At 73.3% G+C, this 13,420-nt stretch carries 15 protein-coding genes; 7 read left to right on the forward strand and 8 right to left on the reverse strand.

Translation table 11 applies throughout. The features are described 5' to 3' along the window. Window positions 1–21: 21 nt before the first annotated feature. Entirely contained in the window at window positions 22–504 is a 483-nt protein-coding gene (locus ABFX46_RS06555) for an Lrp/AsnC family transcriptional regulator (protein WP_346040425.1), read from the reverse strand. A 103-nt stretch (window positions 505–607) separates the two neighbouring features. On the opposite strand from ABFX46_RS06555, the gene ABFX46_RS06560 reads away from it, so the two are divergent. Genes ABFX46_RS06560 through ABFX46_RS06570 form a run of 3 tightly spaced genes read left to right on the forward strand, consistent with a single transcriptional unit; the run spans window position 608 to window position 6,004 of the window. After that, window positions 608–4,117, forward strand: a complete 3,510-nt coding sequence (locus tag ABFX46_RS06560; RefSeq protein WP_346040426.1) for an indolepyruvate ferredoxin oxidoreductase family protein — start codon at window positions 608–610, stop codon at window positions 4,115–4,117. Between the two features lie 49 nt (window positions 4,118–4,166). Continuing rightward, window positions 4,167–5,429 (forward strand): protein kinase domain-containing protein, encoded by a 1,263-nt coding sequence (locus tag ABFX46_RS06565; protein ID WP_346040427.1) that lies wholly within the window; start codon window positions 4,167–4,169, stop codon window positions 5,427–5,429. Beyond that, window positions 5,426–6,004, forward strand: a complete 579-nt coding sequence (locus tag ABFX46_RS06570) for a hypothetical protein (RefSeq protein ID WP_346040428.1) — start codon at window positions 5,426–5,428, stop codon at window positions 6,002–6,004. Before ABFX46_RS06565 ends, ABFX46_RS06570 begins: the two co-directional genes overlap by 4 nt. On the opposite strand, the gene ABFX46_RS06575 is transcribed toward ABFX46_RS06570, so the two are convergent. Together ABFX46_RS06575 and ABFX46_RS06580 are read right to left on the reverse strand one after the other, a co-directional pair. Beyond that, window positions 6,001–6,813: a transporter substrate-binding domain-containing protein gene (locus ABFX46_RS06575; RefSeq protein ID WP_346040429.1), complete on the reverse strand. Its 813-nt coding sequence runs from the start codon at window positions 6,811–6,813 to the stop codon at window positions 6,001–6,003. The two genes, ABFX46_RS06570 and ABFX46_RS06575, sit on opposite strands and share 4 nt — an antisense overlap. 106 nt (window positions 6,814–6,919) lie before the next feature. Then, window positions 6,920–7,273 (reverse strand): STAS domain-containing protein, encoded by a 354-nt coding sequence (locus ABFX46_RS06580; protein ID WP_346040430.1) that lies wholly within the window; start codon window positions 7,271–7,273, stop codon window positions 6,920–6,922. Between the two features lie 133 nt (window positions 7,274–7,406). On the opposite strand from ABFX46_RS06580, the gene ABFX46_RS06585 reads away from it, so the two are divergent. Next, window positions 7,407–7,850 (forward strand): MarR family winged helix-turn-helix transcriptional regulator, encoded by a 444-nt coding sequence (locus tag ABFX46_RS06585; protein WP_346040431.1) that lies wholly within the window; start codon window positions 7,407–7,409, stop codon window positions 7,848–7,850. On the opposite strand, the gene ABFX46_RS06590 is transcribed toward ABFX46_RS06585, so the two are convergent. Both ABFX46_RS06590 and ABFX46_RS06595 read right to left on the reverse strand, forming a co-directional pair. Continuing rightward, the gene (locus tag ABFX46_RS06590) at window positions 7,847–8,080 is read right to left on the reverse strand and encodes a DUF3040 domain-containing protein (protein WP_346040432.1); all 234 of its coding nucleotides are present in this window, start codon (window positions 8,078–8,080) and stop codon (window positions 7,847–7,849) included. The genes ABFX46_RS06585 and ABFX46_RS06590 overlap by 4 nt on opposite strands. A 111-nt stretch (window positions 8,081–8,191) precedes the next feature. Beyond that, complete coding sequence (locus ABFX46_RS06595) at window positions 8,192–8,890, reverse strand: helix-turn-helix transcriptional regulator (protein WP_346040433.1); 699 nt, start codon at window positions 8,888–8,890, stop codon at window positions 8,192–8,194. A 134-nt stretch (window positions 8,891–9,024) separates the two neighbouring features. Between ABFX46_RS06595 and ABFX46_RS06600 the strand changes: the two genes are divergently transcribed. Together ABFX46_RS06600 and ABFX46_RS06605 are read left to right on the forward strand one after the other, a co-directional pair. Further along, window positions 9,025–9,573, forward strand: coding sequence for a DUF2231 domain-containing protein (locus ABFX46_RS06600; protein WP_346040434.1), 549 nt, complete (start codon window positions 9,025–9,027; stop codon window positions 9,571–9,573). Beyond that, window positions 9,570–10,001 (forward strand): hypothetical protein, encoded by a 432-nt coding sequence (locus tag ABFX46_RS06605; protein ID WP_346040435.1) that lies wholly within the window; start codon window positions 9,570–9,572, stop codon window positions 9,999–10,001. The genes ABFX46_RS06600 and ABFX46_RS06605 overlap by 4 nt, the downstream gene beginning before the upstream one ends. Window positions 10,002–10,318: 317 nt before the next feature. Here ABFX46_RS06605 and ABFX46_RS06610 read toward each other — a convergent pair whose 3' ends face one another. Next, window positions 10,319–11,749 carry an MFS transporter gene (locus tag ABFX46_RS06610; RefSeq protein ID WP_346040436.1) on the reverse strand — a complete coding sequence of 477 codons (1,431 nt, stop codon included), beginning with the start codon at window positions 11,747–11,749 and terminating at the stop codon, window positions 10,319–10,321. A gap of 66 nt (window positions 11,750–11,815) precedes the next feature. Between ABFX46_RS06610 and ABFX46_RS06615 the strand changes: the two genes are divergently transcribed. Further along, window positions 11,816–12,307, forward strand: a complete 492-nt coding sequence (locus ABFX46_RS06615) for a winged helix-turn-helix transcriptional regulator (protein ID WP_346040437.1) — start codon at window positions 11,816–11,818, stop codon at window positions 12,305–12,307. 65 nt (window positions 12,308–12,372) lie between these two features. On the opposite strand, the gene ABFX46_RS06620 is transcribed toward ABFX46_RS06615, so the two are convergent. Both ABFX46_RS06620 and ABFX46_RS06625 read right to left on the reverse strand, forming a co-directional pair. Next, window positions 12,373–13,002 (reverse strand): GTP-binding protein, encoded by a 630-nt coding sequence (locus tag ABFX46_RS06620; protein ID WP_346040438.1) that lies wholly within the window; start codon window positions 13,000–13,002, stop codon window positions 12,373–12,375. Next, window positions 12,983–13,417 carry a DUF742 domain-containing protein gene (locus ABFX46_RS06625; protein ID WP_346040439.1) on the reverse strand — a complete coding sequence of 145 codons (435 nt, stop codon included), beginning with the start codon at window positions 13,415–13,417 and terminating at the stop codon, window positions 12,983–12,985. Before ABFX46_RS06625 ends, ABFX46_RS06620 begins: the two co-directional genes overlap by 20 nt. Between the last annotated feature and the right edge of the window lie 3 nt (window positions 13,418–13,420).

A 13,420-nucleotide genomic window follows, 5' to 3' on the forward strand; every position in this document is an offset into this window, starting at 1 on the left:
CCTTACCCGGGATTCCGCCGGTCATGTTCGGCGGGCGCGGCGTTCCTCGTCCTCCAGGAGGGGGCCGACGCGGAACGGGACCTGGTGGGTCAGGACGATCGACGTCGTGCTGCGGCGGACGCCGGGGCAGGCGAGGATCGAGTCGATGACCTCGTGCAGCTGCTTGCCGTTCGGGGCCACCGCGCGGACGAGGAGGTCGCCCTGGCCGGTGATGCCGAGGACCTCCAGGACGCGCGGGATCGCCGACAGCGCCGCGGCGGCCTCGCGCAGGCGGCCCTGGGCGACTTCGAGGGTCACGAACGCGGTCAGCTCGAAGCCGATCGCGCCGAGGTCGACCTCCCGGCCGCGGTGCCCGATGACGCCCTCGCGTTCGAGCCGCTCCACGCGCGCGTGCGCGGTGTTGCGGGCGATGCCGAGCTTGGCGGCCAGTTCCGTGATGCCGATGCGGGGCTGCTCCACGAGGCGGCGCAGGATCTGCAGGTCGAGGAGAGTGGCGCTCGTCACAATGCTCAGCTCCGATACGTGAGTCCGGTCCGATTTGAGCAATCTGCTCAAGTATCGCCCCACCATCTTGCACACCGCTCAGGGCGAGGGGCTCAATGCAGGCATGAGCACCACCGTTACTTCCTCTCCGCTCCGCGACCGGCTGGAGCTGGAGCGCGGCCGGATCGCGATCGGCGGCGTGCACGCGCTCGTCCGGCTGCTGCTCGACCAGCGGCGCGCGGACGCCCGGCGCGGCTGGACGACGGCGGGGTTCGTGTCCGGCTACCGGGGGTCGCCGCTCGGCGGGCTCGACCAGCAGCTGATGCGGGACGCGACGCTGCTGGAGGGCCACGGCATCCGGTTCGTCCCGGGCGTGAACGAGGAGCTGGCGGCGACGGCGGTCTACGGGTCGCAGCTCGCCGAGCACCTGCCGGGGCCGCGCTACGAGGGCGTCTTCGGGCTCTGGTACGGCAAGGCGCCCGGCGTCGACCGGTCGCTGGACGCGTTCAAGCACGGGAACTGGCTCGGCACGTCCGCGCGGGGCGGGGTGCTCGCGGTGGTGGGGGACGACCCGTCCGCGAAGTCGTCCACGCTGCCGTCGGCGACGGAGGGCGCGCTCGCGGAGGCGTTCATGCCGGTGCTGGTACCCGCGTCGGTCGGCGACGTGCTGCGGTTGGGACGGCACGGGTTCGAGATGTCCCGGTTCAGTGGTGCCTGGACCGGTTTCAAGGTCGTGACGGACGTCGCCGACTCGCACGAGATCGTGGCGGCGGAGCCGGTGCCCGACCCGGTGATCCCGGACTTCACATGGCGGGGGCGTCCGTGGAAGCCGACGCGCAAGCCCGGCGTCGACCTGAAGGGCACGACGGCCATCGAGACCGAGGTCCTGCAGGGCCGGCTCCAGGCGGCGACGGCGTACGCCGCCGCCAACGGGCTCGACCGGATCGAGGGCGCGGCGGACGCGGCCATCGGCCTCGTCGCGGCCGGGCGCACCTACCTTGAGCTGCGCGAAGCCCTCGACCGGATCGGGCTCGACGACGAGGCGCTGGCGCGGCGCGGTGTGCGGCTGCTGCGGCTCGCCCTGATCTATCCGCTGGACGCCGACCGGATCCGGCGCTTCGCGAAGGGCCTCCGCGAGATCGTGGTGGTGGAGGAGAAGCGCGCGTTCATCGAGACGCAGATCCGGGACGTCCTGTACGACCAGGCGGAGCGTCCGGCCGTGTACGGGAAGAACGGACCCGATGGGGCCGGGCTCGTCCCGGCCGACGGCGGGCTGGACGCCGACCGCGTCGTCAAGGCGCTCGCCCGGTTCATCGCCGACCGCGTCGGGACGGAGCACGTCGACCTGCGCGACCCTGCGCTGACGCCCCGCAAGCCGCAGATCGACCTGCTGGCGCCGGCGCGCACCCCGTACTTCTGCTCGGGCTGCCCGCACAACCGGTCGACGGTCGTCCCGGACGGGTCGATCGCGGCGAGCGGCATCGGCTGCCACGTGATGACGGTCTTCCAGGACCGCAGCATCGGCACGACGCAGATGGGCGGCGAGGGCGCCATGTGGGTCGGCGCGGCGCCGTTCAGCGACACCGGGCACATGTTCCAGAACCTCGGCGACGGGACGTTCTTCCACTCCGGCAGCCTCGCCGTCCGGCAGGCGGTCGCCGCCGGCACGAACATCACCTTCAAGATCCTCTACAACGCGGCGGTCGCGATGACCGGCGGGCAGGACGCCGACGGCGGCTCCAACCCGGCCGCGATCACCCGGATGCTGCACGCCGAGGGCGTCGCGAAGATCACCGTGGTGGCCGACGACCCGTCCCGCTACCCGCGCGGGACCGACTGGGCGCCCGGCGTCCGGGTCCGGCACCGCGACGACCTCGACGCCGTCCAGCGGGAGCTGCGCGAGATCCCCGGCGTGACCGTGCTGCTGTACGACCAGGCGTGCGCGGCGGAGTCGCGGCGCAAGCGCAAGCGCGGCCTCGCCCCCGACCCGCAGGTCCGCGTGCTGATCAACGAGGCGGTGTGCGAGGGCTGCGGCGACTGCGGCGTGAAGTCGAACTGCCTCAGCGTCGAGCCGGTCGAGACCGAGTTCGGGCGCAAGACGCAGATCAACCAGACGTCCTGCAACAAGGACTACTCGTGCGTGGACGGCGACTGCCCCTCGTTCCTCACCGTGATCCCCGGCGAGAAGAAGGCGCGGCCGTCGCTGCCCGAGATCGGTGAACCGGCCGAGCCGGAGAGCCGTCCCGGGTCGGCGGACGTCCTGCTCGTCGGCATCGGCGGAACCGGCGTCGTGACCGTCAACCAGGTCCTCGCCACGGCCGCGCTCGTCGACGGCCTGCACGCCCGCGCGCTCGACCAGACCGGGCTGAGCCAGAAGGCCGGCGCGGTCGTGTCGCACCTGCGGATCGGGGACGCCGAGCGGGACCGCCCCGGCATGGTCGGCGCGGGCGGCGCCGACGCCTACCTGGTGTTCGACGCGCTCGCCGGGACGTCCGAGCCGAACCTGCGCCGCTGCGCGCCCGGCCGGACCGCCGCGGTCGTGTCGACCAGCGAGGTCCCCACCGGGCGGATGATCACCGACACGGCGGCGGCGCTGCCGCCGAGCGCGGCGCTCGTCCGGCGGATCGCCGACCGGACGCGGCCGGAGGGCCTCGTCGCGCTCGACGCCCTCGCGCTCGCCGAGCGCTGGTTCGGGAGCACGACCACCGCGAACTTCATCGTGGTCGGCGCCGCGTACCAGTCGGGCCTGCTGCCGGTGTCGGCGAAGGCGATCGAGGAGGCGCTCGCGCTGAACGGCGTCCAGGTGGCGGCGAACGTGCAGGCGTTCCGGGCGGGGCGGCGGCTCGTCCTGGAACCGGGCTGGGCGGCCGAGCCCGCCGCGACCGCCGCCGCTCCGCGTCCGCTGGACGCGACCGCGCCGGCTGCGATGAGCCTGGTCGATGCGTCCGGCGCGGACGGGGAACTGGCCCGCGTGCTGCGGATCCGCGTCCCCGACCTGGCCGCGTACCAGGACCTGGCGCTCGCCAGGCGGTACCTGGACGCGGTCATGCGCGTCGCGCGCGCCGAGCGGGCGGCGGGTGCGGACGGGCGGCGGCTCGCGGTCGCCGTCGCGCGCAACCTCTACAAGCTGATGGCGTACAAGGACGAGTACGAGGTCGCCCGCCTGCACCTCGACCCCGAGCTCGCCCGGCGCGTCGAGGAGCAGTTCGGGCCCGGCTCCACCGTCCGGTACATGCTGCACCCGCCGCTGCTGCGGGCGATGGGGCTCGGCAAGAAGGTCGCGCTCGGCCGGACGGCCCGCCCGGCGTTCCACGCGCTGCGCGCCATGCGGCGGCTGCGCGGCACCCCGCTCGACCCGTTCGGCGCCACCGCGCAGCGGCGCACCGAGCGCCGCCTCGTCACCGGCTACGTCGCCGTCCTGAACGAGCTGGTCGCGGGCCTGGACGCGGGCCTCACCACGGACCGGCTCGACCTCGCCGTGCGGATCGCGGAGCTGCCCGACATGATCCGCGGCTACGAGGAGGTGAAGACCGCGAACGTCGCCCGCTACGAGGAGGGCCTCGGCGAGCTGCTCGCCGCGTGGCGCGCCGCCGCCGGGTCGAACCCGGTGCGCGGGGCCGCGCGTACCTCCTGACACGCCGGGGACCGCGCCCGGCACGGAGCACGGCGAGGGTGGACGTCCAGTGGAATCGGGCTTGCGGCTGACCGAGCGCTACCGGCTCGTGGAGCGCCTCGACGGCGGCGGGGCGATGGAGGTCTGGCGCGCCCGGGACGAGCTGCTCGACCGCCCCGTCGCGGTCAAGCTGCTGACGCCCGCGCGCGCCGGCCTGCGGCCCGCCTTCCAGCAGGGGGTCACCCGCGCCGCCGGGCTGTCCCACCCCGCGCTGGAGACGATCTTCGACAGCGACCAGACCCGGGACGCGTCCGGGCGGCTCACGTCCTACCTGGTCACCGAGTTCCTCGACGGCACGACCCTCGCTGACCGGCTGCGCCGCGGCCCGCTCACCGCCTACGAGACCGCCGAGGTGTGCGGGCAGGTCGCCTCCGCGCTGGACCTCGCGCACACGGCCGGCGTGGCGCACGGCGACCTGAGGCCCGGCAAGGTCGTGCTGCTCCCGGACGAGGTCAGGCTCGTCGACACCGGCATCGGCGGGATCGTCCGCAGCGCCCGGGGGCCGGAGGCCGCGGCGCCGGCGGCCGAGCCCGCGGCGACCGCCGACATCCGGGCGCTGGGCGCGCTCATCTCCGCCTGCGTCACCCCCGGCGCGTCCGAGGAGCTGTCGGTGCTCGTCGCCCGCTGCCTGAGTCGGGAACCGCCGTCCGCCCGGCAGATCGCCGACCTCCTCACCTGCGACGAGGACGCCCCGCCGAACCACTGCTTCACCGCCCCGGCGCCCCTCGTCCCGCCCCGCCGGACCACGACCCTGCGCCCACCGCGGCCCGACGCTCTGCACTCGCCGCCCCGGCTGACGCAGGCCCCGCGCCCGCCGGTGCGGCGGCATGCCGCCCGCCGCGTTCGGCTGGCCGCGTCCGCCCTGGTCGTCGTGGTGCCGGTTTCGGCGGCCGCCGCGATCCTGGCGTCGGCGCCGCGCACCCCCGTGTCCGTCTCGCCGCCCCTCCCGGGCGATGCCGCCGCGCCGTCCGCATCGGCGGCGCCGGACCGGACGCCCGCCGTCGAGCCGGCCGGGGTGCGGGGCGCGCTCGGCCGGCTGCGCCCGATCGTCAGCCGCGGCTACGCCTCCGGCGAGATCCGCTCCGACGTCGCCATCGACCTCACCAACGTGATCACCAACCTGGAGAACGACCTCACCTCCGACCGGGACGTGGACGTCGGCCGCCGCGTCGCCCAGCTGCACGACAAGATCGACACGCGGCGGCGGGAGCGGGCCCTCACCCCCGGCCTCGCGGACGAGCTGAACCGCGTCCTCGCGACCATCCGGGCATGACCGCCGGCCAGGAGCCCGGACGGTGGCGGCGGGAGGAGATCCGCCGCTCCCGGCGGGGCCTGCGCACCCCGTGGCTGGCACTCGCGGGAGTCGCCGCCACGATCGCGGCCGCGGCGGCCCTCATCATCGGGATCGGCGACAACCTCTCCAGCCGCGACCGCTCCTCCGGCCGCCTCCTGCCGCTCCAGGCGGCGTCCCCGTCCCCGTCCGCCACCGCCGAACCGGACCCGCCGAGCAGCGAACCGGCCACCGAGCCGTCCACGGAGCCCGCCACAGAGACGCCCGGGACCTCCGCGCCGCCCGAGACGCGCATCCACGACGCGCTCCTGCGGCTCCGCTCCGCGGTCTACCAGGGCGTCGCCGACGGGGACGTCCGCGACGACGTCGGCCTCGACCTCACCAACGTGATCGAGGGCATGCTGCGGCGGCCGTGGTCGCCGCTCGACCGCCGCCGCGCCGACGTCGCCTACCTCCGGCACAAGATCTCGACCCGCGCCCGCGAGGGCGCCATCAGCGGCGGCCGCGCCGAGGAGCTGCGGCTCATCCTCGACGACGCGGCCGGCGCCGGCGGCTAGACGCAGCCCTCGAACTGCGGCACCTCGATGATCGACAGGTCCAGGCCGGTGCCGCCGAACCACTTGCGCGTCAGCCGCTCGGCGGTGCCGTCCTGGTACATGCCGGTGATGACCCGGTTCAGCGCCTCGCAGCCGTCGATGTCGCCGCGGCGGAGCCCGATGCCGGTGTTCTGCTCGCTGATCCGGGCGTTGACCAGCCGGAAGCCGCGCCCCTCGCGCCGGATGAGCCCGGCCAGGATCACGTCGTTGGTGGTGATGGCGTCCACCGTCCCCGCCTTGATCATGGCCATGCACTCGTCGTAGCTGCGGGCGGGCACGTTCCGGGCCGTCATCCCGCTGAGCGCGCGCAGCCGCTGGATCGGGTCCGCGCCCTCGACCGCGCAGAACCGGCGGCCCTTCAGATCGCGGACGCCCTTGACGCCGCGCTCGTCCGACCGCACGAGGACGTCCTGGTACGACATGTAGTACGGGCCCGCGAACGCGATCCGCGTCTTGCGCTCGGGCGTGACCGACAGCGTCGCGAGGACGAGGTCGGCCCGCCCGGACGTCAGCGCGGGGATCCGCTCGGACGCCAGCACCTGGACGAACCGGATCTTCTTCCCGAGCCGCTCCCCCACGTACCGCGCCACGTCGATGTCGAACCCCTCGAACCCGCCGCCGGGGCGCCGCAGCCCGAGACCGGGCAGGTCCGGGCGCACGCCCACCACCAGCGTCGACTTGCCGAGCAGCGACCCGGACCCGCCCTCCCCGCAGGCCGCGGCCGTCCCGGCCGCGAGGACGACCGCCATCAGAGCCCGCGCAACACCCATCCCCGAACCTCCGCCCGAGTTTCCATTCGGGCATAGCGCTCGTTGCGGGAGCAGCCCGGGAATCTGTGACAGAGACCCTAATTCCTCGGACGGTGATCGTCACGGATCAGCGCAGCGCGGCGAGTGCCTCCGCCCGGTCGGTCGTCGTGGGGATCGCGCGGTCCAGCCCGGTGATCTGGATGACGCGGTTCACCGGCCCGCTCGGCGGCGAGAGCAGGCCGACCCGGATGCCGAGGGCCTTGGCGCGGATGCAGGCGCGGAAGATGGCGTCCACCCCGCAGGCGGCGCAGAAGCGCGTCCCCGACAGGTCCAGGACCAGGCCCCGGGGGCTCGTGTTGAGCAGCCAGAGCAGCTGGGTGCGGATCCTCTGGTCGTTCAGGAGATCGACCTCGGCGGGAAAGGTCACGATGTCGCAGTCGTCCGCCTGGTAGACGTGCAGCACCGATGATGTCGGTCGCATCGCGTTCTCACCCCATCTCACTCGTCCCTCAATTTATCGTGGCACGATATATTTGTCACGCCTCGGCGTCCCACCTGCGCTGATACCGGCGGTGAAGTAGCATCGAGGCGTCACAGGACGGACTTCCAGGCCCATGGACGGGGTGCGCGTGCAGGAACTCAGCCAGGAGGAGTTCACCTCTCTGCTCGCGTTCCGCACCGGGCTGCGCCGCTACCTGCGCTGGAGCGAGCAGGCGGTGCGCGCGGCGGGGCTGACGCCGGCCCAGCACCAGCTCCTCCTCGCCGTCAAGGGCCACGACGCCGAGCGCCCGCCCACGGTCGGCGAGCTCGCGGAGTACCTGCTGCTGCGCCACCACAGCACGGTCGAGCTGATCAACCGGGCGGAGCACGCCGGCCTCGTCGGCCGCGAGCGCGACCCCGACGACAACCGGGTGATGCGGGTGCGGCTGACCGCGGCGGCCGACCGCGTCCTCGCCGAGCTGACCCGCGTGCACCTCGCGGAGCTGCGCAGCCTCGCGCCGATCCTGGACCGCCTGAGCGCCGAACTGAAGACCCTGGAGGACCAGCCGGACCGCTAGCCCGCGACGGCGGCGGCGATCGCGCCGAGCGCGATGACCGACACGATCAGCACCGCCGTGAGGACCAGGCACAGCCTCCGGCTCGGCCCGAGATGCTCCCGGCGCGGCGGCGTCTCGGCCGCCGTCAGGCGGTTGAACACGGCGAACCGGGCCGCGAGCTCCCGGTCCTCGCGGCACAGCCCCATCTCGATGAGCGCGAGAACACGGCTCTCGTGCAACGGCAGGCTCATCGTTCCTCCAGCCCGATCGACTTCGGCTACAGCGACGCTCCTTAGTGACTTACCGGGAGAAGCAAGATCTATCGCCCGGATCCATCGCCTCCCGACCCAAATCGGGGCGGATCACTCGTCGCGCGGGCCGAACTCGACGCAGCAGTACCCGGAATGCGGGGCGAGTTCCGCCCGCACGCTGGAGGCGCCCAGGCCGTCCACCACGCCGGACAGGAACGCGTGGTTCACCCCGCACACCAGGCCGGGATCGTCCCCGGCCATGGGGTGGAAGGGGCAGTTGCGCAGCCGCAGCCGCTTCGGGCCGTCCCGCTCGGGTTCGAACCCGTAGCGCTCCAGGAGCTCGGCCGCGCAGGTCAGCGCGCGCTCCGCACCGAGCCGGCCGCCCCGCACGGGACGGCTCTCCGCCGCGCCGAGCGCGCGGCCCCGCTCCCCGGCGGCCCGGAACGCCGCCTCCTGCGCGCTCTCCCCCGGCTCCTGGTCGCGGACGGCGTCCAGCAGGATGCTCGCCAGCAGCCCGTGCTCGCGCTGCGGGATGCTGACCCGCACGTCCACGCCCGACGGCTCGTACACCTTCGGCGCCCGACCCACCCGCCGGACGCCCGCCGGGTTGGCGTAGCGGGCGGACAGCAGCCCCGCGTCCACGAGCTTGTCGAGGTGGAACGCGGCCAGCTTCCGGGAGATGCCGACGCTCGCCGCCGCCTCGTCCCGGGTCACCGGCGCGTTCGCCGCGCGGATGAACGCGTACATCCGGCGCCGCAGGTCGTCGCTGAGGATCGCGGCGGCCTCCAGTCCGGCGGAGTCCGAAGTCACGACCCCACCCTAACCCGCGATCGCCATAACGCCCAAAAAACCTCTCGAAACCGGACGACACCCCGGCCGACCGCGACCCCATTGACGCGCTGCTGCTATAACACCAATACTTGTTGGCGAAATAGGAGGTCGTCATGGACGATCCGCAGCAGCAGTCGAAACGGCCGGTGAGCGCGCTCGCCGGCGGCTACGGCCACCCCCTGCACCCGATCCTGGTGACGGTCCCGATCGGCGCGTGGGTGGCGAGCCTCGTCTTCGACATCGCCTCGCACCTGGTCGACGACCCGGACTTCCTGGCCAAGGGCTCCCTGTGGCTCATCGGCCTGGGCGTGGCGGGGGCGCTCGCCGCCGCCGCGACCGGTTTCCTCGACCTGCTCGCCGTCCCGCCGGGCACGCGCGCCTTCCGCACCGCCCTGGTCCACATGTCCCTGAACCTGGCCGTGACCACCGCCTACGCGGCGGCCTTCGGCTGGCGCCTCGGCGACGTCACCGGCCCTGTCTCCCCCGGACCGATCGCCCTCTCGGTCGCGTCCCTGGCGGGCCTGACCGCCTCCGGCTTCCTGGGAGGCAAGCTCGCCTACCGCTACGGCGTCCGCGTCGCCGACGAGACCACCCAGTCCGAGGGCTTCGCCAAGACCGAGCCCGCACCCCGTCCCACCACCCACCAAGGAGAGAACGCATGACCATCGGCGCACTAGTCACCTGGCTGATCACCGCCCTGGGCGGCTTCTACATGCTCGGCACCTGGATCGCCCGCGGCGGCGTCCGCGGCGGGACGTCCCGCCTCCCCGTCCCGGTCATCTTCGGCCACTTCCTGCTGGCGGCCGCCGGCCTGGTGGTCTGGATCATCTACGTCCTGGCCGACACCGCGGCCCTGGCCTGGACGGCCTTCGGCCTCCTCCTGCCGGTCGCCCTGCTCGGCTTCGTGATGTTCTTCCGCTGGCTGGCGGTGACCCGCACCCCCGCGGTCCGCACCGCCGCGGACGCCCCCGGCTCCGCCAAGGCGGAAACCGCCCCCGAAGCCGCCTTCCCCATCCCAGTCGTCCTGGCCCACGGCCTCTTCGCAGTGATCACCCTGATCCTGGTGATCCTGTCAGCCCTCCAAGCCTGACCAACAACCGCAACCAACACCGCAACCACGCAACGACCCCGACCGTCGCGATCGCGACCGAAGGCAGGTTCGAGCCTGCGAGAACCTGATCGCGCAGCGAGCCGCTAGGCGAGTCGGATGCGATGCAGCGATCGCACGTGTTCTTCGACGATGGAGGGCCGCCAGGCCCGAAGGAGGAGAAAAATACAATAAATACAGCAGGCACCTCTGGCCATGAGGTGCCTGCTGTGGGTCGGGCGGTCGGGCGAACCGGGCCTCGCGGTCCGGGTCAAGGCTTCGTCCGATGCCCGCGTTCTGCGGTACTCGTCAAGGCGGAGTCAGGTGCCGGCGACCACTTCCTTCTCTGGCTCGGGGACGGTTGGGGAGGGCCGAAGGCGGCGCGGGGTCATGCCAAGGGCGGCGATCGCTGCGATCACCATGAACCCGGCGACCATCAGCCAGGCGTCGGTGTAGGCGGTGTGGGCGGTGTGGGCCTCGGGCCGGCCGCGCGGGGTGCCGAGGGCGGCGACGGCGAGGCTGACGCCGAGGACGGTGCCGATCTGCCGGCTCATGTTCACCACGGCGCTGCCGGTGGCGTAGCGGTGGGACGGCAGCTCGACGGCGGCGGCGGACAGGATGGTGGGGAGGGCGAGCCCGACCCCGATCCCGCCGATGAGCCAGCCCGGCAGCAGCTGCGACGCGTAGGCCGGTGCCGGGCCGAGGCTCATCGCGATCATGACGACGCCGAACGCGCACAGCATGCACCCGACGGCGGTGATCAGTCCGACGGGGACCCGGGCCGCGGCGAGGCGTCCGGCGATGAGCGCCATGATGGGGACCATCAGGGGGCCGGGCGCGACGGCGAGCCCGGTCCTGATGGGCGAGTAGTGCCAGACCTGCTGCATCCACAGCACGCCGAGCAGCAGGTTCGCGGCGAACGCGACGGTGAACAGCAGGACCGCGGCGTTCGACCAGAAGAAGGTGCGGACGGCGAGCAGCGCGGGCTCGATGACGGGCGCGGGGTGCCGCAGCGAGCGCAGCCAGAACCAGGCGAGGCCGAGCAGCGCGGCGCCGATGACGACGGTCGTCCGCTCGCCGGGCCAGTCGTTGATCTTCACGAGGCCGAGCGCGAGGAGGGCGATCGCGCCGGTCAGCACGGCGGTGCCGGGCAGGTCGGGGACGCGGGCGGTGGCGCCCTCGCGGGAGTCGGGGACGAATCGCAGCGCGAGCAGCACCGCGGCGATGCCGATGGGGATGTTGACCTCGAAGACCCAGCGCCAGGAGACGTCCACCAGGACGCCGCCGATCGCGGGCCCGGCCGCGGCGGCGAGCGCCGAGGACGCCGACCAGATCCGCACCGCGCCGCCGCGGCGCGGCGCCGGCATCGCCGACAGCAGCAGGCCGAGGCTGGTGGGGATGAGCGCGGCGGCGCCGGCGGCCTGCAGGACGCGGAAGCCGACGAGCCACCACAGGTCGGGCGCGGCGGCGCACGCCTGCGAGGCGACGGTGAAGACGGTCAGGCCGAGGACGAGCCCGGCCTTGCGCCCGTACCGGTCGGCGAGCCGGCCGAGCGGGACGAGCAGCGCGGCGAACACGATCGCGTAGCCGTTGAGGACCCAGGACAGGTCGGCCATCGGCGTGCCGGCGAAGTCGCGGCCGATGTCGTCGAAGGCCACGTTGACGATGAACAGGTCGAGGCCCGCCATGAAGGAGGCGACGGAGAGCACCGCGAGGACGGGACCGGTGCGTACCTGACTTTGTTTCACCATAGTCAGGGACGCTAGCGCCCGACCTGACTTTGGTCAAGCGAAGTCAGCAGGTTTATAGTGGGTCGCGTGACAATCGCACTTGAGGGGCACTTCGCCGACCGCGACGCCTGGTCGATGCAGAACTGCCCGGTCGCCCGTACCCTGGCCGCGCTCGGACCGCCGTCGGCGGTGCTGGTGCTCAGCGAGGCGTTCTTCGGGACCAATCGTTTCGGCGACTTCGTGCGCAACCTCGGCATGACCGAATCCGCCGTCACCGCCCGCCTGCGCCACCTCGTCAAGGCCGGGCTGCTCACCCGGGAGCCGTACCAGGAGCCCGGCCAGCGCACGCGCTACGAGTACCACCTGACCAAGATGGGCCTGGACCTCGCGCCGACCCTCGTCAGCCTCATGGAATGGGGCGAGACGTACCTGCCCAACGAGGAGGGGCGCCAGGTCATGCTGACCCACGCCCGCTGCGGCGAACGCGTGACGGCGCAGGTGAGATGCGCCGAAGGCCACGACGTGGGCGTAGACGACATCATCATGCGCCCCCCGAACCCCGGAGAAGACTCTCGTTGACCTGCGGCGTGTTGTTGTTATGGCGGGCCGGATAACAACAACACGCCGCAGATCAACGAGGGCGGTCAGTTGGGGCGGCGGGGGCTGGCGCCGCCCGCCAGGCGCAGGGCGTGCTCCACCAGGGACACCAGGACGTCCTTCGCCGACCCCGTCCGGCGCGCGTCGCACAGCAGCACCGGGACGTGCGGGTCGATGTCGAGCGCCGTCCGGATCTCCGGCGGGTCGTAGCGGTCGGCGTCGTCGAAGCAGTTGACCGCGACGACGAACGGCGTGCCCTTGCGCTCGAAGTAGTCGATCGAGGCGAAGCTCGCCATCAGCCGCCGCGTGTCGGCGAGCACGACCGCGCCGAGCGCGCCGCGCGACAACTCGTTCCACATGAACCAGAACCGCTCCTGGCCCGGCGTCCCGAACAGGTAGATCGCGACGCCGTCGCGCAGCGTGATGCGGCCGAAGTCCATCGCCACGGTCGTGGTGGTCTTGGCGGCGACGCCGTCGAGGTCGTCGACTCCGATGCTCGCGTCGGTCAGCGCCTCCTCGGTGCGCAGCGGCCGGATCTCGCTGACCGCGCCGACCAGGGTCGTCTTCCCGACGCCGAAGCCGCCGGCGACGAGGATCTTCAGGGCGACGCGCGGCCCGTCCGCCCGGTCGTCGGTCTCCTCGGCGACAGGCGGGGGGTCAGAGTGCACGGAGTTCATCGAGCACCATCCTGAGCAGGTTCTGGTCGGTATGCGGCTGGATCATGGCGGGCTGCCCGGTCGGCGTGGCCGGCGTGGACCACCGCTGGACGTCCACGAGGCCCGACTCGATCAGGTCGCCGGCCAGCACCCGGATCACCCCGAGCGGCAGGCCGAGGTCGGAGGCGAGGTCGGCGAGGGCGTGCGGGCGCCGGCACAGCGCGAGCAGCCGGCGCTGGTGCCGCGACAGCCGGCCCGGCTCGGCCGGCGGCCGCCCGGTCGCGACGAGGATCGCCACGATGTCGAGCGGCTCGCCGGCCGGCCGGGTCCGGCCGCGCGTCACCGCGTAGGGGCGGACGATGGGCCCGGCGGCGGCGTCGAGCCACCGTTCCCGGCCGGGACCCCGGGGAGCACCGGGCACGTCACTGGGGTCCATGGC

Origin of the sequence: Actinomadura chokoriensis (assembly GCF_039529475.1) — a bacterium.
Lineage (GTDB): Bacteria > Actinomycetota > Actinomycetes > Streptosporangiales > Streptosporangiaceae > Spirillospora > Spirillospora bangladeshensis.

What these genes read in the sequence shown, in the direction of transcription:
- ABFX46_RS06590 (WP_346040432.1), bottom strand. Translation starts at nt 8,080, where the DNA reads ATGAGCCTGCCGTTGCACGAGAGCCGTGTTCTCGCGCTCATCGAGATG.
- ABFX46_RS06580 (WP_346040430.1), bottom strand. Translation starts at nt 7,273, where the DNA reads ATGCGACCGACATCATCGGTGCTGCACGTCTACCAGGCGGACGACTGC.
- ABFX46_RS06560 (WP_346040426.1), top strand. Translation starts at nt 608, where the DNA reads ATGAGCACCACCGTTACTTCCTCTCCGCTCCGCGACCGGCTGGAGCTG.
- ABFX46_RS06575 (WP_346040429.1), bottom strand. Translation starts at nt 6,813, where the DNA reads ATGGGTGTTGCGCGGGCTCTGATGGCGGTCGTCCTCGCGGCCGGGACG.
- ABFX46_RS06600 (WP_346040434.1), top strand. Translation starts at nt 9,025, where the DNA reads ATGGACGATCCGCAGCAGCAGTCGAAACGGCCGGTGAGCGCGCTCGCC.
- ABFX46_RS06570 (WP_346040428.1), top strand. Translation starts at nt 5,426, where the DNA reads ATGACCGCCGGCCAGGAGCCCGGACGGTGGCGGCGGGAGGAGATCCGC.
- ABFX46_RS06625 (WP_346040439.1), bottom strand. Translation starts at nt 13,417, where the DNA reads ATGGACCCCAGTGACGTGCCCGGTGCTCCCCGGGGTCCCGGCCGGGAA.
- ABFX46_RS06585 (WP_346040431.1), top strand. Translation starts at nt 7,407, where the DNA reads ATGGACGGGGTGCGCGTGCAGGAACTCAGCCAGGAGGAGTTCACCTCT.
- ABFX46_RS06620 (WP_346040438.1), bottom strand. Translation starts at nt 13,002, where the DNA reads ATGAACTCCGTGCACTCTGACCCCCCGCCTGTCGCCGAGGAGACCGAC.
- ABFX46_RS06605 (WP_346040435.1), top strand. Translation starts at nt 9,570, where the DNA reads ATGACCATCGGCGCACTAGTCACCTGGCTGATCACCGCCCTGGGCGGC.
- ABFX46_RS06610 (WP_346040436.1), bottom strand. Translation starts at nt 11,749, where the DNA reads ATGGTGAAACAAAGTCAGGTACGCACCGGTCCCGTCCTCGCGGTGCTC.